The following is a 23,853-nucleotide window of genomic DNA, read 5'->3' on the forward strand; positions in this document are numbered from 1 at the left end:
CAAATGGAAACCACCCCTGAAACCCGCGCGACCGCCAGCCACGACGGCGGGCATGGCGCCGCGGACGTGGTTGACAATGCCATGCCCTGCGGCGCGGACCGGCTGTTGCGCATGCTTTGGGGGCAGTGGAAGACTCACGTTATCTATGTGCTGGGCGAGCAGCAGGCCTGCCGCTTCGGCGTCTTGCGCCGGCGGATCGCGGGGATCTCGCCCAAGGTGCTGACGACCCGTTTGCGCGAGTTGGAGGCCGATGGTCTGGTCTGGCGCGAACAGGACAACACGATCCCGCCCAAGGTGACCTATGGGCTGACCGAAACCGGGCGGGCGGTGCACCACGTGCTGCGGGACATCGAGAAGATCGAAGTCTAGCCCCGCTCCCACGGGAAATCGGCGGCGGTGTGGACCAGATGATCCACGAAAAGCCGCAGCCGCGCGGGCTGGTAGCGGCTGGGCTGGAACAGCACGTGAATGTCCCGCTCGGGCCATGTCCGGTGGTCGGGCAACAATTGCTCCAGATGCCCCGCCTTCAAGTGATCGGCAACGTAGAACACCGGCAGGATCGCGATGCCGATCCCGTCGAGCGCGGCGCGGCACAGCATCTCACCCGCGTCCGAACGGAAGGCCCCGCCGAGCGTGACCCGCCCGACTTGTCCCGCGCCGTCGCGGTAGCGCCATTCGTGCAGGGTCTGGTTGCCCGAATAGGCCAGCATCTCATGCCGGGTGAGGTCTTCGGGCGTCTCGGGCGTGCCGTGCCGCGCGAGGTAATCCGGACTGGCGCAGAGCATGAACGGGCAAGAGGCGAGCCGCCGCGTCATCAACGACGAATCCGACAGCGTGCCGATCCGCACCACCACGTCATAGCCGTCGTTCATAGGATCAATGAACCGGTCGCTCAGACTCACGTCCAGCGCCACACGGGGGTGCGTGCGGGCGAACGCCGCGATGCTCCCCGTGAGATAGGTCGCGCCCAGACCGTGCGGCACGCTGACCCGCAACGGCCCGCGCGGTTGCGCCTTGAGCGCGTGCAGCTCTTCCTCGGCCTCTTGCAGATCAAGCAGGGCCCGTTTCGCCCGTTCGGAATAGATCGCCCCCTCTTCGGTCACGGCGACATGGCGGGTGGTGCGGTTCAGCAGCTTGACCCCAAGATCCTGCTCAAGATTCTGGACCTGTTTCGAGACGGCGGAACTCGTCATGCCAAGGCTACGCGCGGCGCCGGCGAAACTTTGCGCTTTGACCACGGCGAGGAAGATGCCGATGCGGGTGACTTGGTCCATGGATTATCAACTCTTTGGAATGAGTGAGCTTCCAATTCTTCATATTATCAATCACGGCGCAATGGTCGATATGGGGGGCAGACACGATCAGCCCCTATCAGGAGATAAACCATGACTTTCGAAACCAACACCAACGTCGGTGCCACGCTCGCCCGCCTCTCGCTCGGCGTTATCCTTTTGGCCCACGGCCTGCTCAAACTGTTTGTTTTCACGCTGCCCGGCACCGTCGCCTTCTTCGACAGCCTCGGCTATCCCGCGATCATCGCCTATCTGACCGTTTTCGCCGAAGTCGTGGGGGGCGCGGCCCTTATCGCGGGCCTGTATTCGCGCCTTGTGGCCGTTCTGTCCCTGCCGGTCCTCATCGGGTCGTTCTGGGTGCATGCGGGCAACGGCTGGCTGTTCAGTAACGAAGGTGGCGGCTGGGAATTCCCAGCGTTGCTGGTCGCGCTGGCGGTCATCGTCGCCATTCAGGGCGGCGGCGCCTTCGCCCTGCGCCGGTTGCCAGTGGTCGACGGCTTCGTGCCACAGGCGTTGAAGGCTTGAACCATCACGTTACCTTTCTCATCAGGGGCGCCGCCGTCGCGGTGCCCCTTTTTGTTTATTCACGTAAAGCGCGCGCAGGCGCACCGTTCGGAAAGGACCATCGATGACACAGATACTTGGTATTTCGTGAAGCCTCAGACAGGGGTCGTTCAACACGGCGTTGCTGCACGCGGCGCAGGATCTGATGCCCGAGGGCAGCGAACTTATCCGGGGCAGCATTGACGGCATTCCGCTCTACAACGCTGATGAGGAGCAGGCAGAGGGCATTCCGCCCGCGGTGCAGCGCCTCAAAGAGCAGATCATCGACGCCGACGGCGTGCTGCTGTTCTCGCCGGAATACAACAATTCGATGCCGGGCGTGTTCAAGAACGCCATCGACTGGACAAGCCGCCCGGCCAGCGACATCGCGCAGGTGTTCGGCGGCAAGCCTTTCGCGGTCATCGGCGCCTCGCCCGGGGGATTTGGAACCATACTGGCGCAGGACAGTTGGCTTTCTGTGCTGCGAACGCTCGGGACACGCCCGTGGTGGTCGGGGCGGCTGATGGTGGCCCGGGCCGGCAATGTTTTCGACGATGCGGGCCAGATGACCGACGCGCAGATGCGCGACCGACTTGAGCGTTTCCTGCAAGGGTTTGTGGCCTTTGCCGCCTCGGACGCAGGTTGACACAGGGCGCCCCTGTCCTCACCGCAGGGGGACCCGCACTGCTGACTGACCCCGACGCCCTCGGACACCTCTGAAAGGATATTCCATATGCCAACGCTTTATACCATGCCCGGAACCTGTTCGCTGTCGCCCAATATCGCGGTGGCCTGGCTTGATGCACCTGTCGAGGTGCACACGATGGCCTACGGCGACCACAAGAAGGACGCCTATCTGGCGATCAACGACAAGGGGAAGGTGCCTGCGTTGCAGTTCGCGGATGGCGACGTGCTGACAGAAGCGGCGGCGATCCTCGCGTGGCTGGGTGCTGCCCATGGCGGCGACAGCTTCGCCCGCGACACGGTGTTGGGGCGCAAGGAAGCCGAGGCGCTGTCCTACATGACCTCGGAGGTGCACGCGGCCTATGGCGGCCATTTCGGCCCGCAGAACTTCGCCGACAGCGACAGCGCCATCGAAGAGGTCAAGCGCAAGACCTACGACAAGCTCGACGGCCACTACAAACGTCTGAACGACACGCTGCGCGACGCCGGCGGCGACTGGTATCTGGGCAAACGCAGTTTTGCGGATACGTTCCTGTATGTCCTGACCCGCTGGATTGACCAGACCCCGCTGGCCTATGACGACTACCCCGAATTGAAGCAGCACATGTCACGGATGGAAGCGGACGCCGGCGTGCAGCTGGCCCTGACGCGTCAGAACATGGAGCCGATCGGATGAGCGACGTGGCAAAGGAGCCGGGCTGGCCGTCCCTTGGCTACGGGGACTGGTCGGACACCTGCGCGGCGCTTCATCTCTGGACGCAGATCCTCAGGAAATACCGGGTGGCCCATACGCCCTGGGTCAACCATTCTTGGCATTCGACCTTGTATGTGACGCCCCGTGGCCTGACGACGGGCCCGGTGCATGAGCGCGGCGGTTGCGTCAGCCTGAGCCTTGATTTGACCGAGCACCGGCTTGTCGCCGAAGCGGATGGCGGCGCCCGTGAAGGGTTTGCCCTGACCGAGATGAGCGTGGCAGAGTTCCATGAGAGGACGCGACAGGCAGTGGAGGCCGTCGGCGGCACCTTCGATATTCACGGCGCGCCCAATGAGCTGCCCGATCCGGTGCCCTTTGCGAAAGACCACGCGCATCGCCCCTACGACGCGGCCGCCGTTGCGCGGTATCATCGGGCGTTGCTGCACATCGTGCCGGTGTTCGAGCATTTCCGCACCAGCTTTCTGGGCAAGGTTTCGCCCGTGCACCTGTTCTGGGGGGCGCTCGATCTGGCAGTCACCCGGTTCTCGGGGCGGCGCGCCCCTTTGCACCCGGCGGGCATCCCGAACCTGCCGGACACCGTCGCGCAAGAGGCGTATAGCCACGAGGTGTCATCGGCGGGCTTCTGGCCGGGCGGTGGTGGCGTCGATGAGCCGATGTTCTACGCCTATGCCTACCCCGAGCCGGATGGCTTCGCCAAGCAACCCGTCTCACCGAAAGAGGCCTATTACGATACCACCTTGGGCGAGTTCCTGTTGCCCTATGCCGCCGTGCGGGACAGCGAGACGCCCGCAGAAACGCTCATGGCGTTCCTGCAATCGACCTATGACGCCGCCGCAAACGCCGGCGGCTGGGATCGCGCGGCGTTGGACTGCAGCTTGGGCAGGCCGGGCGAGCCGCGACCGATACATCGCCAAGGCGAGTCCTGACCGGCACGCGCGGCTCTGCCACGGGCCGCGCGGGTAGGCCTGCGCAGGTGGTTTTTGTCCCCGGGTCAGCGCACTACGCGGCGTGGACCGGCAAGGGATTGGCCAAGGGCGGCGACCGCCATGGCGCTGGCGGCCCAGCCTATCGGCGGCCAGTGGGCCGCGTCTGCACTCTCGGCCCGCGCCGTGTGCGGGGATCGCTCCGGCTGGCCGCCATCGTCTTCCCATCGGGCGATGCAGGCCGCGTTCGGGTCTTCGGCGGACGACGTGGGGAAAACATCGGGCAACAGGTCTTCGAAATCGGCTTTGGACAGCATCATGGTGTTTCTCCTTCAGTGACGGTGGACAGGGCGCGCGGCGATTGGCGCGCGGGATGGATTGGCCCCGCGCGCCCGGATCAGTGCTATCGCAGCGTCGCCTGATCCAGCGGGCCAGAGGCCGCGCCGGGCGTCGGTGTCATTCCGAGCTCGAGGTCGTCATAGCCATAGACGACGCCGTGGATTTCACCCCGGGTAAGGCCTATGTCGCGCAGGATCCGGTCGTCCAGCGCGTCCAGTGCGGCCACCATGCGCTTGTTCTGGTAGGACTGCGTTGCCGCCTTCACCCAACGGCCAAGGGTGCGCCGCAGCGAAGACTTGTCGCGCAGGGGCGATTTTTCGGGGAACAGGGAAATCTTGTAGTCGTGATGAGTCATGTAAGGATGCATGCCACTCTCCAATTCGGGGGGGGGAACCCTGATCAGCCGTATCAGGGCGGGCAGCCACGGGGCCGCACCGCGCCAACAGACGTTTCAGGACAGACAAAGAGATTGGATAACGCCCCGAGGCGTGGCCCGCCCAAAGGACGGTGCCGCGCCCGGGGTTACAGGCGGTTCAGCAGTTTTCCCGCAAACAGCAGGAACCTCTTATGGCGCAGGAATATCATCATGACCTTCATGTCGGCTTTCCACCGCCGGGTTTCAAGGCCGGGCGACACGGTGCGACATTATGGCCAAGTCCCTTGTTTTTAACGGTTTTTGCCGAGGTGACCGGGCGTCACAAGGGGGGGCGGTTTCGGGGGCGTTTTGCCAGCTGCATCCGGGGTGGGGCATCCGTGTCAACGTTTTCGTGATCGCGATGCCGAACGGCAGGCCGTCGCGGGGCGTCTCGTCGCGTTGCAAGGGTTTTAGCTTCGGTAAATCAGCGGCTTAGCAAGGACTTCCGCGGTGGATCGCTGTCTCGAATTAGGTGCTGACATTGCCACGGGCTTTGTCATATGGTCCCGCCGTGATGATGGCGCATGCCGCGAACACCGGTTCGCGCGGCCTAAGTGCAGGTCGTGTGGCGACGTGGGACCGGGATGAGCTATCAGTTGTTCAATGCTGTCGGGCTGGCTGCCGCGGCGGTTCGAAATGTCGATCCGCACCTCGGGCGGTCGGCTGGCGCGACGTCGCCCTATGCGACCGATGCGCGTTCAGACAAAATTGATTGATGTCAGGGAGACAGCAATGAAAACCAAACAGACGCTCTTGAAAGGTGCGGCCATCGCCGCATTGATGACCTCGGCCTCAGCGGCGCAGGCCGACTGCGGCGAGGTGACGATCACCGAAATGGACTGGGCCTCCTCTGCGGTGGTGACCTCGGTCGCCAGTTTCCTGATGACCACCGGCTACGAATGCGAGGTGAAGGTGGTGCCGACGACGACCGTTCCGGCCATGACCTCGGTCGCCGAAACCGGTCAGCCGGATATCCTCACCGAACTCTGGACCTCCTACACCGAAGTTTACGAAGACCTTGTCGAGGAAGGCAAACTAATCGAATTGTCGAAGGTCCTTTCGGACGGGGGCGTTGAAGCCTGGTGGGTGCCCGAGTATCTGGTCGAAGAGCATCCCGAACTGGCCACGCTCGAAGGTATCCGCAACAACCCCGAGCTTGTGGGCGGCCGGTTCCATGATTGCCCCTCGGGCTGGGGCTGCGACGTGACCAACTTTAACATCTTCAAGGCCGCCGGTCTGGACGATGCCGGAATCGAACGCTTCCAGCATGGCTCGGGTGAGACGCTGGCCGCAGCAATCGCGGCCGCCTATGCCAATGAAGAGCCATGGTTCGGCTACTACTGGGCGCCGACCTCGGTGCTGGGCAAATACCCCATGGTCGAGGTTGATCTGGGCGAGTACGACGAAGAAACCCACACCTGCAACGGTCTGGAAGACTGCCCGACGCCCGGCGTCTCTGCCTATCCGGCGTCGAACGTCGTCACCGCCGTCACGCCGTCTTTCGTCGAGCGCGAGCCGGAGGTTGCCGCCATGCTTGAGAAGTTGAGCTTCACCAACCAGCAAATGGGCGAGGTTCTGGCTTGGCAGTCCGACAACAACGCCTCTTACGAGGAAGCGGCCGTCTTCTTCCTGTCGAACTACGAAGAGGTCTGGTCTGACTGGATCAACGACGCCGCGCGCGAAAACCTTTCGGCGTTGCTGCAGTAAACCTGCTCTGAGAAGAACTTTAGCATGAAGTGACAAGGCCCTTCGCCCGGTGCGGCGGGGGGCATTGGACGGGGCGGGGGTCTCATGGCGTTCTACGACAAGGTTTTCGATGCCCTTGGGCTGCGCGGCTGGTGCGGTGAAAATGCCGCCGATGCGCCGCTCTCCATGGCCGATCTGATGGCGCAATCGGCGGGCACGTCCGAGCCGGGCGGCAAGTTTCCGTTCCCCTCGCTCGACACGCTGCACGAAAGCTGCAACCGGATCGTACAGTCGCGCGACGTCACCAAGGGCATCGAATCCGGCTTCCTTTCCGTGCGGCCGGTGCTCAAGTCGGTGCTGGACCCGATCACCCAACCGCTCAGCTGGATGCTGGATGGCGCGCTGTGGCTCTTCGTGGTGACGCCGTGGTATGTGATGGTGCCGATCCTTGTGGGCCTGTCGTGGCTTGCGTCGCGCTCCAAGGGGGTGACGCTGTTCGTGCTGCTGTCGATCTTCGCGCTGAGCCTGGTGGACCACTACGGCGTCGCCATGCAGACCCTGTCGATCATCTTCGTCTGCACCACCATCTCGGTGCTCTTCGGGGTGCCCATCGGCATCGCCATGTCGAAATCCGACAAGTTGCAAAAGGCGCTGGTGCCGGTGCTGGACCTGCTGCAGACCCTGCCAACCTTCGTCTATCTCATCCCGCTGATCTTCCTGTTCGCGGTCACGGAATCAAAGCTCTACGGGATCGCGATCATCCTCTATGCCATCGTGCCGGTGATCCGGCTCACCGATCTGGGCATCCGTCTGGTGGACCGTGACGTGATCGAGGCGGCGGACGCCTTCGGCATGAGCAACCGCCAGAAGCTGTGGCGCGTGCAACTCCCGCTGGCGTTACCGAACATCATGGCGGGGGTGAACCAGACGATCATGATGAGCCTTGCGATGGTGGTGATCGCCTCGCTCGTCTCGGCGCCGGGGTTGGGCGTGAACGTGCTGCGCGGCATCCGCAATCTTGAGCTTGGCGTGGGCATCGTCGCGGGGATCGGCATCGTGCTTCTGGCGGTGATCCTTGACCGGGTGTCGAAAGCCGCGCTGACCCGGGTCGATGTCACCCGGATGAAACGCTAGCGGTCAGCGCCGCGCGGCCTCCCAATCCTCGAACATCTGCGCGTGTTTGCGCTCCAGCCGGGCGCGGGTTGCGGCGCTCAGCGTCAGGTCGGCCGCGGGGGAGACGTTGCGCGTGGGCAGGTTGATGATCTTGTCGAGCCGCTGGCCGAGAAACGCCACCAGAAGGTCCATCTGTTCGTATTGAAACAGATGATCGACCATCACCCGCCCGTCGTTGTCGCGAATAAAGCGCGGCGGATAGCCGACCCGCGCGGCGGGGCCGGGATCGTCCGAGGCATAATCCGCCACGAAAGCATCGAAGCTCATCGCTTCGGTGCTGTTCGCCGCGCCCTGCTTTTCGGGCCGGCTGCGGTAGCGATACCAGCTGCCCAGCCAATCGACCGGATGGCGCAGGACGCAGACGGTCTCGGGCTCCTTCACCCCGCATTTGCCCAGATAGGTCTTGAGATACTTGTCGTAGCGATACCCCGGCGTGTGCTTGAGATTCGGCGAATAGCGCAGCACCATCGCCGCCATCGGCTCCAACGCCGCTTCAAGTGCTGTGGTCCCGGTCTTGGGCAAGGCCAGAAAGACCAGTTTTTCTTTCGCGAATACAAGCATTTCCGGTCCGTTCCTACGTCAGTTCCCCGTGTAAACTACTCATTAACCCCTCTGCGCGAAAGCTGGGTTACGCATAATTTTAGTTGTAATGTTCACACTTTGGTCCCATATAGACAAGAACAAGAGGTGAACGAAGCAAATGATCAGCCCCGATTGAAGCATCCTCTCGGGCGTGGAATAAGGATCAGAAGAATGGCAACGGCAGAAGTTTTGAAAATGACAGACAAGAAAGCTGCGGATAAGCAAAAGGCGCTGGATTCCGCATTGGCCCAGATTGAGCGGCAGTTCGGCAAGGGGTCGATCATGACGCTGGGCGGCAATGCCGTGCAGGAAATCGCAAGCACCTCCACCGGATCGCTCGGGCTTGATATCGCGCTTGGCATCGGCGGCATTCCCAAAGGCCGCATTGTTGAGATTTATGGCCCCGAAAGCTCGGGCAAGACGACGCTGACGCTGCATTGCGTGGCGGAAGAGCAGAAAAAAGGCGGCGTTTGCGCCTTCGTTGACGCGGAACACGCGCTTGATCCGACCTATGCCAAGAAACTGGGCGTCAATCTCGATGAGCTGCTGATCTCGCAGCCCGACACTGGCGAACAGGCGCTTGAGATCGTGGATACACTGGTGCGTTCGGGCGCGGTGTCGATGATCGTGGTCGACTCGGTTGCGGCCCTTACCCCCAAGTCCGAGCTTGAGGGCGACATGGGCGACAGCTCCGTCGGTGTGCACGCGCGCCTGATGTCACAGGCCATGCGCAAGCTGACCGGTTCGATCAACCGCACCCATTGCACGGTGATCTTCATCAACCAGATACGCATGAAGATCGGCGTCATGTTCGGCTCGCCCGAGACGACGACGGGCGGCAACGCGCTCAAGTTCTATTCCTCCGTGCGTCTCGACATCCGCCGCATCGGTGCCCTGAAGGACCGCGATGAGGTTGTCGGCAACGCCACCCGTGTCAAGGTCGTCAAGAACAAGGTCGCCCCGCCGTTCAAACAGGTGGAATTCGACATCATGTATGGCGAAGGCATCTCCAAGATGGGCGAATTGTTGGATCTTGGCGTCAAGGCCGGCGTGGTCGAGAAGTCGGGCTCGTGGTTCAGTTACGGCGACGAACGGATCGGGCAGGGACGTGAGAACGCCAAGAACTTCCTGAAAGAGAATGAGCGGTTCGCGCTCGAGATCGAAGACAAGATCCGCGCAGCCCACGGCCTCGATTTCGATTTCCAGCCCGGAAACGACGACAAGGACGATGGCGCACTGCTTGAGGATTGATCCCCCACGCGGGCGTATCGTCGCTCTGGTCGTGCTCCCGTGACGTCAGCATTCAAAGGGTCGCAGTCCTGCGGCCCTTTTTCGTTGCGCCCTGTGGACTTGCCGCAGGGCGACAGCTATTTCTGCGCAAACGTTTCACACCCCGATGAAAGCATCTGCAATGACCAGCCTCAGCGACATCCGCTCGACCTTTCTTGACTATTTCGCTCGGCAGGACCACGCGGTCGTCCCCTCGGGGCCGCTTGTGCCGCGCAACGATCCCACGTTGATGTTCACTAACTCTGGCATGGTGCAGTTCAAGAACCGCTTCACCGGCGTTGAACAGGGCGACTACCAACGCGCCACGACCAGTCAGAAATGCGTCCGCGCCGGTGGCAAGCACAATGATCTCGACAATGTCGGCTATACCGCGCGGCACCATACGTTCTTCGAAATGCTCGGGAATTTCAGCTTCGGAGATTACTTCAAGGCCGAAGCCATCCCTTTCGCGTGGGAACTTCTGACCCGCGAATTTGGCATCGATGCCTCGCGTCTGCTGACCACCGTCTATCACACGGACGACGAAGCCTTCGAGATGTGGAAGAAGATCGGCGTGCCCGAAGATCGCATCATCCGCATCGCCACGGACGACAATTTCTGGCGCATGGGCCCGACCGGCCCCTGCGGCCCCTGCACGGAGATTTTCTACGACCACGGCGATCACATCTGGGGCGGACCGCCCGGATCCCCCGAGGAGGATGGCGATCGCTTCATTGAGATCTGGAACATCGTTTTCATGCAAAACGAACAGTTCGAGGATGGCACCATGAAGCCGCTCGAGATGCAAAGCATCGACACCGGAATGGGGCTGGAACGGATCGGCGCGCTGCTGCAGGGCCATCACGACAACTATGAAACGGACCTGTTTCGCGCCCTGATCGAAGCCTCGGCCACCGTGACGGGGACCGATCCTTTCGGGGACAAGAACGTCCACCACCGGGTGATCGCGGACCATCTGCGCTCAACCTCTTTCCTGATCGCCGAAGGGGTTCTGCCCTCGAACGAAGGGCGCGGCTACGTGCTGCGCCGGATCATGCGCCGCGCCATGCGCCACGCCCATCTGCTGGGCGCCAAGGACCCGGTGATGCACCAACTGGTGCCGGCGCTGGTGCGCGAGATGGGCGCTGCCTATCCGGAATTGGGGCAGGGCCAGACGCTCATCAAAGACACCCTTCTGAACGAGGAAGTGCGCTTCAAGTCCACACTGGACCGTGGCCTGAAACTACTGGACGAGGCTCTGGTGGATGTCCCCGAGGGTGAGGATCTCCCCGGCGAGACGGCGTTCAAGCTTTATGACACCTATGGCTTCCCCCTCGACCTCACCCAAGACGCGCTGCGCGAGAAGGGCCGGGGTGTGAACACCGAAGGCTTCACCTCGGCCATGGACGCGCAAAAGGCTAAGGCGCGCGCCGCATGGTCCGGCACCGGTGCCTCCGCCGACGCCGCAATCTGGTTCGACCTGTTGGACCAGCACGGCGTGACCGAATTTCTTGGCTACGAGACCGAAACCGCTGAAGGTCAGCTTCTGGCCATCGTAGCCGAGGGCGACGCCTGCGACACCGCCAAGGCCGGCGACACGGTGACGCTGGTCTTCAACCAGACCCCGTTCTACGCCGAAAGCGGCGGTCAAGTCGGCGACGCGGGTCGCATGAAGACCGACACCGGTGTCGCGGAGATCACCGACACCAAAAAGGTAGGCGGGCTGTTCTTGCACATGGCGACCGTCACCGAGGGCACGCTCCAGCGCGGTCAGGGGGCCGAGCTTGCGGTGGACCACGACCGCCGGACGAACATCCGCGCCAACCACTCCGCGACCCACCTGCTGCACGAGGCGTTGCGCGAACGGCTGGGCGATCACGTCGCACAACGCGGCTCGCTCAACGCGCCCGACCGACTGCGTTTCGACTTCAGCCACAACGCCGCGCTCTCGCTCGAGGACCTGCGCGAGATCGAGGCACAGGTAAACCGGATGATCCGCCAGAACTCGACTGTGGACACCCGGCTGATGACCCCCGACGATGCCCGCGCGCTTGGCGCCCAAGCCCTGTTCGGCGAGAAATACGGCGATGAGGTGCGCGTCGTCTCCATGGGCCGCGCGGACACTGGCAAGGGGACCGACGGCAAGACCTGGTCCATCGAGCTGTGCGGCGGCACCCATGTGCGTCAGACCGGCGACATCGGCGCCTTCGTCACCTTGGGCGATGCAGCCTCTTCGGCGGGTGTGCGCCGCATCGAAGCGCTGACCGGTGATGCTGCGTTGGCCTATCTGCGCGCGCAGGATCAGCGTCTGGCCGAAGCCGCACTGGCGCTGAAAGCGCAAGCGGCGGATGTGCCGGACCGGATCAAGACGCTGCTGGACGAACGCAAGGCGCTGAGCAATGAGGTTGCCCAACTGCGACGCGAGCTGGCTTTGGGCGGTGGCGCAAAGGGCGACGATTCCGCGGCCGAGACGATCAACGGCATCCCGTTCAAGGCGCAGGTGATGCAGGGTATCTCCGGCAAAGACCTGCCCGCCATGATCGACGAGATGAAGGCCGCTCTGTCCAGCGGCGCGGTGCTTCTGATCGCCGACAGCGGCGGCAAGGCCGCGGTGGCCGCCGGCGTGACGCAGGATCTGACCGACCGGATCAGCGCCGTCGATCTGGTGCGCGCGGCGGTGGCGGAACTGGGCGGCAAGGGCGGCGGTGGCCGGCCCGACATGGCGCAAGGCGGCGGCAAGGACGCAAGCAAAGCCGACGCCGCCATCGCAGCCGCAAAATCGCTCCTCTCGTAACAAAAAAAGCCCGGGCCATGAAACAGCCCGGGCTTCTTCTTTGGTTCAAAAATACCTCAGGGGGGTCCGGGGGACGGGTCCCCCGGCAGGTCCCATGGGCGCAAGCCCATGGAAACCCTTTAATACCAAATAATTAGCTGTCGGTCTTCGCGTGGCGCTTACGCTCATGCGGATCGAGGTAGCGCTTGCGCAGGCGGATGGCGTTCGGCGTCACTTCGACAAGCTCATCGTTGTCGATATAGGCGATCGCCTCTTCCAGCGACATCCGCACGGGCGTCGTCAGGCGCACCGCATCATCGGTGCCCGAGGCCCGCACGTTGGTCAGTTTCTTGCCCTTCAGCGGGTTCACTTCAAGATCGTTCTCGCGGCTGTGCTCGCCGATGATCATGCCCTGATAGACCGCTTCCTGCGCGCCGATGAAGAACTTGCCGCGATCTTCAAGGTTCCAGATCGCATAGGCGACCGAGGTGCCGTTCTCCATGGAGATCAACACACCGGCCCGGCGGCCCGGAATCGAACCCTTGTGCGGGGCCCATTCGTGGAACACGCGGTTCATCACGCCGGTGCCGCGCGTATCGGTCAGGAATTCCCCGTGATAGCCGATCAACCCGCGCGAGGGCACATGTGCGATGATCCGGGTCTTGCCCGCGTTCTGTTTCATCTCGACCAGATCGCCCTTGCGCGCGCCGGTCAACTTTTCGATCACTGCGCCGGAATATTCGTCATCCACGTCGATGGTGACTTCCTCGACTGGCTCGTGCTTGACGCCGTCGATCTCCTGAAACAGCACCTGCGGGCGCGAGACGGAGAGTTCGAACCCTTCGCGGCGCATGTTCTCGATCAGCACGCCCATCTGCAATTCGCCGCGTCCGGCCACTTCGAAGGCGTCGCCGCCCGGCGTGTCGGTGATCTTGATCGCGACGTTCGATTCGGCCTCTTTCATCAACCGCTCACGGATGACGCGGGATTGCACTTTCTTGCCGTCGCGCCCGGCGAGCGGGCTGTCGTTGATGCCGAAGGTCACGGTGATCGTGGGCGGATCGATGGGCTGCGCGGGCAGGGGCTCATCCACCGATGGTGCCACAAGGCTGTCGGCCACGGTCGCCTTGGTCATCCCCGCGATGGTCACGATGTCCCCCGCTTCCGCCAGATCGATGGGCTGCTGGCCCAGACCGCGGAAGGCAAGGATTTTGGAGGCGCGGAAGGTCTCGATCAGGTCGCCTTCGCGGCTGAGCGCCTTGACCGTCTCACCGGCTTTCAGGGTGCCGCTTTCGACCCGCCCGGTCAGGATGCGCCCGATGAAGGGATCGGAGCCCAGCGTGGTTGCCAGCATGCGGAACGGCTCATCCCGAGCGTTGACCTGCTCGGGTGCCGGTACGTGTGACAGGATCAGATCGAAAAGCGCGTCGAGGTTTTCGCGCGGCCCGTCGAGTTCCGTATCGCACCAGCCGGAGCGGCCCGAGGCATAAAGGTGTGGGAAATCAAGCTGTTCTTCCGTCGCATCCAAGGAGGCGAACAGGTCGAAACATTCATCCAGCGCGCGATCGGGCTCTGCGTCGGGCTTGTCGACCTTGTTGAGCACCACGATGGGGCGCAGCCCCAGAGCCAGCGCTTTCGAGGTCACGAACTTGGTCTGTGGCATCGGCCCCTCGGCGGCGTCGACCAGCAGCACGACACCGTCCACCATCGACAGAATCCGCTCAACCTCACCGCCGAAATCGGCGTGGCCGGGGGTGTCGACGATGTTGATGCGGTGGTCTTTCCACTCAACCGAGGTCGCCTTGGCCAGAATGGTGATCCCGCGTTCCCGCTCAAGGTCATTGCTGTCCATGGCCCGTTCGGTCGTCGCCTGATTGTCGCGGTAGGTGCCCGATTGCTTGAGCAATTCGTCCACAAGGGTGGTTTTGCCATGGTCAACGTGGGCGATGATGGCGATGTTGCGCAGGTCCATTAAGACTCCTCAAGGTGTTCGACCCCGCCTGCAGCGGGCAGGCGGGAATATCCGTTGCGCGGGCCATACCGCGCCGCGCTGCAAAAGGCAAAGGGTTATGCCGCGGCGTCAGTGGGTGGCGGTTTTGGAATACAGCTGGATGACCACGATGCCCGCAAGGATCATTGCCATGCCGATGATTGCCGGCAGGTCCAGCGTCTGGCGGAAGACCACCCAGCCGATGATCGCGATCAGCACGATCCCCGAGCCGGACCAGATCGCATACATCACCCCCACGGGCAGCACCTTGAGCGTCAGGGTCAGAAGATAAAACGAGATGCCATAGGCGACAATCGCCGTGACCGACGGGCCGAGGCGGGTGAACTGCTGGCTGGCTTGCAACGCGGTGGTGCCGATGGTTTCGGCGATCACGGCCACGAAAAGATAGATGAAGTGCATCGGCATATCAGCGTCCTGTATAACGGTCCGCGCGGTGGTTCGTGGCGATGATCAGGTTCGCCACCACCGCGCCAAGCAAGGAATATATCACCATCATCGGAGCCAGCACGAAGAAGGCCGCGGCGAACAGCACCAGATCGAAGACCAGTTGCGTGTAGCCCGCGCGAAAGCCGGTCCGATCCTGCAGGTAGAGCGCCAGAACGCCGACACCCCCCAGTGAGGCCCCGTGCCGGAACAGTACGATCAGCCCCAGCCCGGTGATGCCGCCGATCAGCAGCGCGCCAAGGATGGGATCGAGGGTGTCGAACGTGATCAGCTGGGGGAACAGCTCGGTCATGGCGGAAACCATCGCCACGCAGACGAAGCTTTTCAGCGTGAAGGCAGGTCCCATGCGCACCCAGGCGAGCAGGTAGAACGGCAGGTTCACCATGAAGAACACCGCGCCGAAGGACCAGCCGGTGACATAGGACAGCAGCACCGCAAGCCCCGCCGTCTGGCCGGTGATCAGCCCCAGATGGGTGAGCATGGTCACCGCGAAGGCCGCGAGCGCCGTGCCTAGAACAAAGGCCTGCGCATCCTCGGTCGGAGAGTGTTTGCTGATCGGGGTCTCGGTCATGCCCCAAGCCCTAAGCGAGCCCGCGTCGGGGGGCAATACGAAAGGCCGCCCCGGGGTGGAGCGGCCTTCAAATTCAAAGCGATGCCAAGTGTTTAGCCCAGGGCTTTCTGCAAGTTCTCGTCGATCTTCTCAAGGAAGCCTTCGGTGGTCAGCCACTTTTGATCGGGGCCGACCAGCAGGGCGAGATCCTTGGTCATGAAGCCGGATTCCACGGTCTCGACGATCACCCGCTCAAGCGTTTCCGCGAAGTGCATCAGCTTGTCGTTCCCGTCCAGCTTGGCACGGTGACGCAGGCCGCCGGTCCAAGCGAAGATCGACGCGATAGAGTTGGTCGACGTTGCTTCGCCCTTCTGGTGCTGGCGGTAGTGGCGCGTCACGGTGCCGTGGGCGGCCTCCGCCTCGACGATCTTGCCGTCGGGCGTCATCAGTTGCGAGGTCATGAGGCCCAGCGAGCCAAAGCCCTGCGCCACAGTGTCGGACTGCACGTCACCGTCGTAGTTCTTACAGGCCCAGACGTAGCCGCCGGACCACTTCATGGCCGAGGCGACCATGTCGTCGATCAGGCGGTGCTCATAGGTCAGGCCGGCTTCGGCGAATTTCTCGGCATATTCGTCGTCGAAAATGCGCTGGAAGATCTGCATGAACTGGCCATCATATTTCTTCATGATGGTGTTCTTGGTGGACAGATAGACCGGATAGTTGCGCTTGAGGCCGTATTCGAAGGACGCGCGGGCGAAATCCTCGATGGATTTGTCGAGGTTGTACATCGCCATGTAAACGCCGGACGAGGGCGCATCGAAGACTTCTTCTTCCATCACGGTGCCGTCTTCCCCGACGAACTTCATCGACAGCTTGCCCGGTCCGGGGAATTTCATGTCCGTGGCACGATACTGGTCACCAAAAGCGTGGCGGCCGATCACGATAGGCTGGGTCCAACCGGGCACAAGACGGGGCACGTTCTTGCAGATGATCGGCTCGCGGAAGACCACGCCGCCCAGAATGTTGCGGATCGTGCCGTTGGGGGATTTCCACATCTTCTTGAGGCCGAATTCCTCAACCCGCGCCTCATCCGGGGTGATGGTCGCACATTTGACCGCACAGCCGACTTCCTTGGTCTTTTCCGCCGCGTCGATGGTGACCTGATCGTCGGTCGCATCGCGGTTTTCCATGCCCAGATCGTAGTAGAGCAGGTCAATGTCGAGGTACGGCAGGATCAGTTTGTCCTTGATGAACTGCCAGATGATGCGGGTCATCTCATCGCCGTCCATCTCGACGATGGGATTGTCGACTTTGATCTTATCCATGGGTCGGTCCTTTGTGCTGTGGCTGATTTGGCGACCGGATAGCGCATGTCCGCGCCTATTGGAACCCCTGTATGCCATTGTATACGGATTTGTCGCGACGGCTGCGCGGGCGGGCGGGATCAGGCTGGGGCGTCCGCTTCGGGGTCGGGGCGGTGGGCGGCGAACCAGGCGTCGATGCGCGGGGCGAGCGCGGCCCATAGGGCCGGCGCGCCGCGTTTGACCTTGTCGCCCACGCGGGTCTGCAATTGCGCCCGGCGCACGGGATAGTCATGCCATGAGCCGCCATCGGTCTCCAAATTGCAGATCAAGGGCTGGGCGCGGTCGACGGCTTTGGCAAAGATCGCATCGGGGGTCTGGCTGGCCTCGAAGGTCTCCCAGATGGCGCGCAGGGCAATCCGCTGGTGGGCGGGCAGCATCCCGAACAGCCGCGCCGCCGCCGCCTGTTCCTGAGCTTCCACCGCGGCGGCGTCGAAGTCGCCGTGGATCGGATTATCGCCTGCGTCGATCTCGACCAGATCGTGCAGCAGCAACATCTGCAACACCAGATCCAGCCGCACCGGTGCGGCGCTGTGCTCTTCCAGCGTCCAGGCCCAGAGCATGATATGCCACGAATGTTCGGCCGAATTCTCGCGCCGGGACCCGTCGCAGAGCGTGGTGCCACGGATGACGGATTTCAGACGGTCCGCCTCCATCACGAAGCGCAGCCGGGCGGCGAGCGGCTCCATTGCGATGGGGTTGCGACGCGACAGCAGCGCGTCGGCGTAGTCATAGAGATCGGGCCAGTCGTCGTGCAGCGCCGCGAAGGCCCCGGTGTCGAGTTCCGCGCGCAGGGCGTCGAACTCCTCCCCCCGCAGGCTTGTGCTGGAGAGATCAAGGAAAACAGGCAGGGCCGCGACGAGGGCGCGAGCGAAACGCGCATCGGTCGTCCGCCCGACGTGATACTCCTGCCAGAGACTGCCATAGGCCACCGCCTGATCGGCGGGCAGACGGGAGAACAGGGCCTGAATGGCGGCGCTCTCGGCAAGCGCATCGGCCTCGCTGTCGCCGGTGGGCCGCGTCGTCAACGTGGGTAGGGCGTGCAACAGCAGCATCTGGATCACGCGGCTGAGGTTCGCGCCACTGGATTGGTCGGCAAAAACCAGCGCCCAGAGACACAGATGCCACGCATGTTCGGCGGCGTTCTCGGGGCGCGACCCATCGGCGAGCGTCGTCGGCCGCTGGACCGATTTCAGACGGTCCGCCGCCACCAGAAAGTCGAGCTGTCGTTCAAGACGTGTGGGCATAGGGCGGCCTTGCTGCGACGGTTGTGAGGCGGGGCGCGCACGCGGGACGCCCCGCCGGGGGGTGCGTCAGCCGCGGGCGCGGCTGGCCAGCAGGTCGCGGGCGCGCTTTTCCGCACGCCGCACCCGGATCGCGGTCAGATACGCTTCTTGCAGGGTCTGCGAAGAAGAGCCGAGGATCTCGCCCACCTCTTTGACGATGGTTTCCGACCCGGTGCGGGCCTCATCCTCAAGCGCAAGCTGGGCGATCTCGTCCGCCATGTCGTCCAGCAGGGCCATCAGCGGGTGCTTTCAGTCAGACGGCGTTTGACGTAGCTTTGCACGGTCTCGATCATCGGCTCCATGTGCGGCTCCTCGAAGAAGTGGCCTGCGCCTTCAACCTCTTCGTGGGTGATCGTGATGCCCTTCTGCTCATGCAGCTTGCTGACCAGATTGGTCGTGTCCGCGGGCGGGGCCACACGGTCCGCTGCGCCGTTGATGATGAGCCCCGAGGAGGGGCAGGGCGCAAGGAAGCTGAAGTCATACATGTTGGCCGGCGGCGAGACGCTGATGAAGCCCGTGATCTCGGGCCGGCGCATCAGAAGCTGCATGCCGATCCAGGCGCCGAAGGAGAAGCCCGCAACCCAGCAATGCTTGGAGTTGTTGTTCATCGACTGCAGATAGTCGAGCGCGCTTGCGGCATCGCTCAGCTCACCCACGCCCTGGTCGTATTCGCCCTGGCTGCGGCCCACGCCACGGAAATTGAACCGCAGAACGGTGAAGCCCATGTTGTAGAAGGCATAGTGCAGGTTATAGACGACCTTGTTGTTCATCGTCCCGCCGAACTGCGGATGCGGATGCAGCACAATGGCGATCGGCGCGTCGCGTTCTTTTTGCGGGTGGTAGCGGCCTTCAAGGCGGCCTTCTGGTCCGGGGAAAATAACTTCGGGCATGGGCGTCCGTTCGTTGCTGGGGTGGCTGCGCGCATTGTTGACGAAAACGCTCAGGCACCTTAGAAAGATTCTAAACCGAGGGGCGTGGCCCTCGCGGTCAAGATGAAGTAATCGGCTGCTGCGGCAAGGTCAACGCATAAGCCACGGCAGGCAAGGGGGCGAGGTCCATGAAATTAAGCACGAAAGGCCGGTATGCAATGGTCGCGCTGGCCGATATCGCGCTGCAGCCCGAAGGGGCGCTTGTCAGTCTGGGCGAGTTGAGCAAGCGGCAGGATGTGTCGCTGCCCTATCTGGAGCAGTTGTTTGTGAAGCTGCGCCGGGCGGGGCTTGTGGAGTCCGTGCGGGGGCCGGGGGGCGGCTACCGGCTGGCGCGGCCCGCTTCGGAGATCCGCGTGGTGGACATCCTCTCGGCCGTGGATGAGACGGTGAGCGCCCTGCATCAAGGCGCCGGCGCCTCGGGCGGGCTGTCGGGGAGCCGCGCGCAGAGCATGACGAACCGGCTGTGGGAGGGGTTGAGCGCCCACGTTTACGTCTTCCTGCACCAGACGCGGCTGAGCGACGTGGTGGGCAACACGCTGGCCCCCTGTCCGGCGGTGCCCAGCCTGTTCGAGGTGGTGGACGAATGAGGTGCGAGACGGCTGTGGGAGTGAGGTGTCCCGGCCCTTGTGGCGGGGCGATGACCGTGGCTGGGGCAGGGGGCGCTGCCCCCGGTGCTGCGCACCTCCCCCGGGATATTTGTGAAGCAAAGATGATGAGGCGGGACTTTAAGTTGAAGGGGCCGCGCTTGTGACGGGGCGGGTGTATCTGGACCACAACGCGACCACGCCCCTGCGGGACGAGGCGCGGGCGGCGATGCTGGCGGCGATGGATGTCGTGGGCAATCCCTCGTCGGTGCATTCCGAAGGGCGGGCCGCGAAAGCCTTGATCGAGCGCGCGCGGGGGCAGGTGGCCGAGGCCATCGGGGCCTCGGGGGCCGATGTGGTCTTTGTCTCGGGCGCGACGGAAGCGGCGGCGTTGGCCTGCAAAGGGCGCGAGCTTCTGGGTGCCGAGGTTGAGCATGATGCGGTGATGGGCTGGATTGATCCGGTCTTGCCGGTGACACCGGATGGGCAGGTCACGGTGACGGAGCCGGAGCGCAGCGTGTTGCAATGGGCCAATTCCGAGACCGGCGTGGTCCAGGACCTGCCGCAAGGTTTGGCGGTGTCGGACATCACTCAAGGGGTTGGGCGGATGCCGTTTGCGTTTTCCTGGTCCGGGATCGGCATGGCCTTCCTGTCGGCGCACAAATTCGGCGGGCCGAAAGGCGTGGGCGCGCTGGTCTTTCCCCAAGGCACCGATGTGGCCGCCCAGATCACCGGCGGCGGGCAGGAAATGGGGCGCCGTTCCGGCACCGAGAACATCATCGGCATCGCCGGTATGGGCGCCGCGATCACCGCCGCCATGGGCGACCTTGAGGCCGGGGTTTGGGAGCGGATCGAGAAACTTAGAAATATTCTAGAAACTGGGATTGTGTCTGCGTCAAAGGAGACTATTTTAGTCGGGAATAAGAGTCGTCGCTTGCCGAACACCTCTTGTCTGCTCACGCCCGGGTGGACCGGAGAGCGGCAGGTGATGGTGATGGACCTTGCCGGTTTTGCGATTTCCGCAGGGTCGGCCTGTTCCAGTGGCAAGGTTCGGCCCAGTCGCGTGTTGCAGGCGATGGGCTTTGGTGAGACAGACGCGGCGAGCGCCATCCGGGTCTCGCTCGGGCCGCAGACGACACAAGAGGACGTCACACGCTTCGTGGACGTCTGGACGGATAAACTGGCCCGGCACCGCACCCGACACGGGTAGGACGCAAGGCACGAGAGAGAGGTGAATGAGATGGATGTTGTGGATCAGGTAGAGGTCAAGGAAGGTGTCGATCAGGAAACGGTCGACGCGGTCCAGAAGCTTTCGGGCACCTATAAATACGGCTGGGAGACGGACATCGAGACCGATTTCGCGCCGCTGGGCCTGTCCGAGGATATCGTGCGGCTGATTTCGGAGAAGAACGAAGAGCCCGAATGGATGCTCGAGTGGCGGCTTGCGGCCTATCGCCGGTGGTTGCAGATGGAAGAGCCGGACTGGGCGATGGTCGATTATCCCAAGATCGACTTTCAGGACCAGTATTACTACGCCCGCCCGAAAAGCATGGCGGTCAAGCCGAAGTCGCTGGACGAGGTCGATCCCAAGCTGCTGGCGACCTATGACAAGCTGGGCATCCCGCTTAAAGAGCAGGCCATCCTCGCCGGTGTCGAAGGCGCGGAAGAGCTGACCGACGCGCCGCGCAAGGTGGCTGTCGATGCGGTGTTCGACTCCGTCTCCGTCGGCACCACCTTTCAGGATGAGCTGAAGAAGGCCGGCGTGATCTTCTGTTCGATCTCGGACGCGATCCGCGATCACCCAGAGCTGGTGCAGAAATACCTTGGTTCGGTTGTGCCCATGCAGGACAACTTCTACGCCACGCTCAACAGCGCGGTCTTCTCTGACGGCTCGTTCGTCTACATCCCCAAAGGCACGAAATGCCCGATGGAGCTGTCGACCTATTTCCGTATCAACGCGGAAAACACCGGCCAGTTCGAGCGCACGTTGATCATCGCGGAAGAGGGGTCCTATGTCTCCTATCTCGAAGGGTGCACCGCACCCAAGCGCGACGTGGCCCAGTTGCACGCGGCGGTGGTTGAGATTGTCATCCTCGACGATGCGGAGGTGAAATATTCCACCGTGCAGAACTGGTATCCGGGCGATGAGGACGGCAAGGGCGGGATCTACAACTTCGTGACCAAACGCGCCGATTGCCGGGGCGACCGCTCCAAGGTGATGTGGACGCAGGTGGAAACCGGCTCGGCCGTGACGTGGAAATACCCAAGCTGCATCCTGCGCGGTGACGACAGCCAGGGCGAGTTCTATTCCATCGCCATCGCCAACAACCACCAGCAGGCGGACACCGGCACGAAAATGGTGCATTTGGGCAAGAACACCAAGTCGCGGATCGTCTCCAAGGGGATTTCCGCGGGTGTTGCGCAGAACACCTATCGCGGGCTGGTGTCGATGCACCCGAAAGCCAAGAACAGCCGCAACTATACCCAGTGTGACAGTTTGCTGATCGGCGACAAATGCGGGGCGCACACGGTGCCCTATATCGAGGTGAAGAACAATTCGTCGCGCGTGGAGCATGAGGCGACCACGTCAAAGATCGACGACGACCAGATGTTCTACTGCCAATCCCGCGGCATGGACGAGGAAGAGGCCGTGGCACTGATCGTCAACGGCTTCGCCAAGGAAGTGCTGCAGGCGCTGCCGATGGAGTTTGCCATGGAAGCGCAAGCGCTGGTGGCGATCTCGCTGGAAGGCTCGGTTGGCTGACACCCGATGACTTACTCCGCCCCCCTCAGGCTGTTCTGGTACAACAAGGAACAGAACTTCGGTGACGCGATCAGCGCCACCATCGTCGCCCATGTGGCGGGGCGGGATGTCGTCTGGGCCGGTCATGGCCGCTGTGAACTCTATGCTCTTGGCAGTCTGATGAAGATGATCCGCAACAACCAGACCAAACCACGAGAGAGGGGCGGCAAGCCCTTCGTCTGGGGCTCTGGCGCGATGTCGGGGTTTGCGGATCTGTCGTTCCTCAAGCACGTCCGCGTGACCCTGTTGCGCGGGCCAGTGACGGCGGCGCTGTTGCAGCGCGACGACCGGCTGTTCGGGGATGCGGGGTTGTTGATCGCCGAGGCCTTGCGCGCGCTGGATGGCGCGCCGCCGCAGCGGCAGGACGTGATCGGGCTGGTGCCGCATATGCATTTCGCCGACGATCCGAAGTTCGTTCGCATCGCCGCCGAGAACCCGCGCATCAAGCTGATCGACGTGCGCAACCCGGACGCCCATGCGGTGGTGCGCGAGATCGCCTCTTGCGCCCATGTGTTCAGCCAGTCGCTGCACGGGCTGGTCACGGCGGACGCTTACGGCATTCCCAACACATGGATCGACCCGCAGGGCATTCACGGCGGGGCGATGCTGAAGTTCCACGACTATGCGGCGGGCATCGGGCGGGCTTTGGGCACACCGGTTGAGCCGCGCGACGTGGCCGATTTGGCCGTCAAAGCACCCACCGGGGATCTGCCCTACGCCGAGGGGATCGCCACCTCGAAAGAGGCGTTGCGGGCGAGCTTTCCCGCCGGCCTCAAACAGCGGGAGGCCGCGTGATGCCCGCGTTTCTAACCAATCGCCGCGATCCTGCCCATGGCGTGCCGCATTTCCGCCTTATGTCTTGCCTAGGTCTTGAGCCAGAGCATTCCAAGGACGACCGCGATGGCTGCGAGCAAGACGACCTTTGCCCAACGGATGGACAAGATTCATTCCGGAAAGACAACGTCCTGGACGGTTCCGGGCAGCGGGCTTGCCACGCATTCGGACGAACAGAGCTTTCTGCGCAAATCCGGCATGAAAATGCGGACACGGTCAACGCAGGTGCGGCGCAATCCGTTGAAACTCGTGCTTGCGCTGGTCGCGGGCGCGGGCAGCGTAATCGCCGCGCGCTGGCTGGACTTCACCTATCTCGATACAGCGCTGACGCTGGCGTCCGAGCGCGGCGTGGATGCCGCAGCGACGTTGGGCGGGGTGCCGACGGCATTGGCGCTGGCGGTGATGATCAGCATACTGGCCATGTTTATTCTTGGCCTGCGTTCGAAACGCACCGTGCCCTTGCAGGCCGCCGGATTCATCGGCGCGCTGGTGTTCGAGGCGGATCTGGTGAAGCTCGCCCCCGAGGTCTATGCCCGGTTCTATCCGGAAGCCTGGGTGGTGGACATGATGGCCAGCGCGACGCTGCTGACCTAAAACAGACACAACAACTGAAACCCGTGATGAGGGCCGCATTCCCGCGTGCCCTCTCAACGCATA

25 protein-coding genes and 1 pseudogene are annotated in these 23,853 nt (G+C 63.1%); 15 read left to right on the forward strand and 11 right to left on the reverse strand.

Annotated elements, in window-relative coordinates; genetic code table 11:
- Positions 1-3: 3 nt before the first annotated feature.
- Positions 4-369, forward strand: coding sequence for a winged helix-turn-helix transcriptional regulator (locus DC363_RS01745; RefSeq protein WP_108639396.1), 366 nt, complete (start codon positions 4-6; stop codon positions 367-369).
- Here DC363_RS01745 and DC363_RS01750 read toward each other — a convergent pair.
- The gene (locus DC363_RS01750; protein WP_108639397.1) at positions 366-1,274 is read right to left on the reverse strand and encodes a LysR family transcriptional regulator; all 909 of its coding nucleotides are present in this window, start codon (positions 1,272-1,274) and stop codon (positions 366-368) included. The genes DC363_RS01745 and DC363_RS01750 overlap by 4 nt on opposite strands.
- A gap of 111 nt (positions 1,275-1,385) precedes the next feature.
- Between DC363_RS01750 and DC363_RS01755 the strand changes: the two genes are divergently transcribed.
- From DC363_RS01755 to DC363_RS01770, 4 genes and pseudogenes are all read left to right on the forward strand, one after another.
- Positions 1,386-1,817 carry a DoxX family protein gene (locus DC363_RS01755; RefSeq protein ID WP_108639398.1) on the forward strand — a complete coding sequence of 144 codons (432 nt, stop codon included), beginning with the start codon at positions 1,386-1,388 and terminating at the stop codon, positions 1,815-1,817.
- A gap of 142 nt (positions 1,818-1,959) precedes the next feature.
- Positions 1,960-2,481: pseudogene (locus DC363_RS01760) on the forward strand (NADPH-dependent FMN reductase); the annotation flags it as partial.
- 87 nt (positions 2,482-2,568) lie between these two features.
- Complete coding sequence (locus tag DC363_RS01765; protein WP_108639399.1) at positions 2,569-3,195, forward strand: glutathione S-transferase family protein; 627 nt, start codon at positions 2,569-2,571, stop codon at positions 3,193-3,195.
- Positions 3,192-4,160 carry a DUF5996 family protein gene (locus DC363_RS01770; protein WP_108639400.1) on the forward strand — a complete coding sequence of 323 codons (969 nt, stop codon included), beginning with the start codon at positions 3,192-3,194 and terminating at the stop codon, positions 4,158-4,160. The genes DC363_RS01765 and DC363_RS01770 overlap by 4 nt, the downstream gene beginning before the upstream one ends.
- A gap of 65 nt (positions 4,161-4,225) precedes the next feature.
- Here DC363_RS01770 and DC363_RS01775 read toward each other — a convergent pair whose 3' ends face one another.
- Both DC363_RS01775 and DC363_RS16925 read right to left on the reverse strand, forming a co-directional pair.
- Entirely contained in the window at positions 4,226-4,477 is a 252-nt protein-coding gene (locus tag DC363_RS01775; RefSeq protein WP_108639401.1) for a hypothetical protein, read from the reverse strand.
- A gap of 83 nt (positions 4,478-4,560) precedes the next feature.
- Entirely contained in the window at positions 4,561-4,863 is a 303-nt protein-coding gene (locus tag DC363_RS16925) for a DUF1127 domain-containing protein (RefSeq protein WP_196778354.1), read from the reverse strand.
- 632 nt (positions 4,864-5,495) lie between these two features.
- Between DC363_RS16925 and DC363_RS17230 the strand changes: the two genes are divergently transcribed.
- The 3 genes from DC363_RS17230 to DC363_RS01790 all read left to right on the forward strand — a co-directional run bounded on the left by DC363_RS17230 (position 5,496) and on the right by DC363_RS01790 (position 7,731).
- Positions 5,496-5,627, forward strand: a complete 132-nt coding sequence (locus DC363_RS17230; RefSeq protein WP_277871146.1) for a hypothetical protein — start codon at positions 5,496-5,498, stop codon at positions 5,625-5,627.
- 16 nt (positions 5,628-5,643) lie between these two features.
- A complete protein-coding gene (locus tag DC363_RS01785; RefSeq protein ID WP_196778355.1) occupies positions 5,644-6,618 on the forward strand; it encodes an ABC transporter substrate-binding protein in 975 nt (324 codons plus the stop codon).
- A gap of 84 nt (positions 6,619-6,702) precedes the next feature.
- Positions 6,703-7,731 (forward strand): ABC transporter permease, encoded by a 1,029-nt coding sequence (locus tag DC363_RS01790; RefSeq protein WP_108639402.1) that lies wholly within the window; start codon positions 6,703-6,705, stop codon positions 7,729-7,731.
- Between the two features lie 3 nt (positions 7,732-7,734).
- On the opposite strand, the gene DC363_RS01795 is transcribed toward DC363_RS01790, so the two are convergent.
- Complete coding sequence (locus tag DC363_RS01795; RefSeq protein WP_108639403.1) at positions 7,735-8,331, reverse strand: gamma-glutamyl kinase; 597 nt, start codon at positions 8,329-8,331, stop codon at positions 7,735-7,737.
- A 192-nt stretch (positions 8,332-8,523) separates the two neighbouring features.
- Here DC363_RS01795 and recA point away from each other — a divergent pair, with 192 nt between their 5' ends.
- Both recA and alaS read left to right on the forward strand, forming a co-directional pair.
- Positions 8,524-9,603, forward strand: coding sequence for a recombinase RecA (recA, locus tag DC363_RS01800; protein WP_108639404.1), 1,080 nt, complete (start codon positions 8,524-8,526; stop codon positions 9,601-9,603).
- 160 nt (positions 9,604-9,763) lie between these two features.
- The gene (alaS, locus tag DC363_RS01805) at positions 9,764-12,415 is read left to right on the forward strand and encodes an alanine--tRNA ligase (protein ID WP_108639405.1); all 2,652 of its coding nucleotides are present in this window, start codon (positions 9,764-9,766) and stop codon (positions 12,413-12,415) included.
- A 133-nt stretch (positions 12,416-12,548) separates the two neighbouring features.
- Here the strand turns inward: alaS and typA are convergent, their stop codons facing one another.
- The 7 genes from typA to DC363_RS01840 form a co-directional block, all read right to left on the reverse strand.
- Positions 12,549-14,366 carry a translational GTPase TypA gene (typA, locus tag DC363_RS01810; RefSeq protein ID WP_108639406.1) on the reverse strand — a complete coding sequence of 606 codons (1,818 nt, stop codon included), beginning with the start codon at positions 14,364-14,366 and terminating at the stop codon, positions 12,549-12,551.
- 108 nt (positions 14,367-14,474) lie between these two features.
- Positions 14,475-14,810, reverse strand: a complete 336-nt coding sequence (locus tag DC363_RS01815; RefSeq protein ID WP_108639407.1) for a DMT family transporter — start codon at positions 14,808-14,810, stop codon at positions 14,475-14,477.
- A gap of 1 nt (position 14,811) precedes the next feature.
- The gene (locus DC363_RS01820; RefSeq protein ID WP_108639408.1) at positions 14,812-15,420 is read right to left on the reverse strand and encodes a YitT family protein; all 609 of its coding nucleotides are present in this window, start codon (positions 15,418-15,420) and stop codon (positions 14,812-14,814) included.
- Between the two features lie 92 nt (positions 15,421-15,512).
- Positions 15,513-16,724, reverse strand: coding sequence for an NADP-dependent isocitrate dehydrogenase (locus DC363_RS01825; RefSeq protein WP_108639409.1), 1,212 nt, complete (start codon positions 16,722-16,724; stop codon positions 15,513-15,515).
- Between the two features lie 119 nt (positions 16,725-16,843).
- Entirely contained in the window at positions 16,844-18,007 is a 1,164-nt protein-coding gene (locus tag DC363_RS01830) for an HD domain-containing protein (protein WP_108639410.1), read from the reverse strand.
- A gap of 66 nt (positions 18,008-18,073) precedes the next feature.
- The gene (locus DC363_RS01835; protein WP_108639411.1) at positions 18,074-18,283 is read right to left on the reverse strand and encodes a hypothetical protein; all 210 of its coding nucleotides are present in this window, start codon (positions 18,281-18,283) and stop codon (positions 18,074-18,076) included.
- A complete protein-coding gene (locus DC363_RS01840) occupies positions 18,283-18,936 on the reverse strand; it encodes an alpha/beta hydrolase (RefSeq protein ID WP_108639412.1) in 654 nt (217 codons plus the stop codon). The genes DC363_RS01835 and DC363_RS01840 overlap by 1 nt, the downstream gene beginning before the upstream one ends.
- A gap of 167 nt (positions 18,937-19,103) precedes the next feature.
- On the opposite strand from DC363_RS01840, the gene iscR reads away from it, so the two are divergent.
- The 5 genes from iscR (at position 19,104) to DC363_RS01865 (ending at position 23,790) form a co-directional block, all read left to right on the forward strand.
- Positions 19,104-19,562, forward strand: coding sequence for a Fe-S cluster assembly transcriptional regulator IscR (gene iscR / locus DC363_RS01845; RefSeq protein WP_108639413.1), 459 nt, complete (start codon positions 19,104-19,106; stop codon positions 19,560-19,562).
- Between the two features lie 160 nt (positions 19,563-19,722).
- Entirely contained in the window at positions 19,723-20,769 is a 1,047-nt protein-coding gene (locus tag DC363_RS01850; RefSeq protein ID WP_108639414.1) for a cysteine desulfurase family protein, read from the forward strand.
- 30 nt (positions 20,770-20,799) lie between these two features.
- Entirely contained in the window at positions 20,800-22,323 is a 1,524-nt protein-coding gene (gene sufB / locus DC363_RS01855; protein ID WP_108639415.1) for a Fe-S cluster assembly protein SufB, read from the forward strand.
- Positions 22,324-22,329: 6 nt separating this feature from the next.
- Complete coding sequence (locus DC363_RS01860) at positions 22,330-23,157, forward strand: polysaccharide pyruvyl transferase family protein (protein WP_108639416.1); 828 nt, start codon at positions 22,330-22,332, stop codon at positions 23,155-23,157.
- Between the two features lie 105 nt (positions 23,158-23,262).
- Entirely contained in the window at positions 23,263-23,790 is a 528-nt protein-coding gene (locus DC363_RS01865; RefSeq protein WP_108639417.1) for a hypothetical protein, read from the forward strand.
- Positions 23,791-23,853 lie beyond the last annotated feature (63 nt).

It is taken from the genome of Thalassorhabdomicrobium marinisediminis, assembly GCF_003072065.1.
Classification (GTDB): domain Bacteria; phylum Pseudomonadota; class Alphaproteobacteria; order Rhodobacterales; family Rhodobacteraceae; genus Octadecabacter; species Octadecabacter marinisediminis.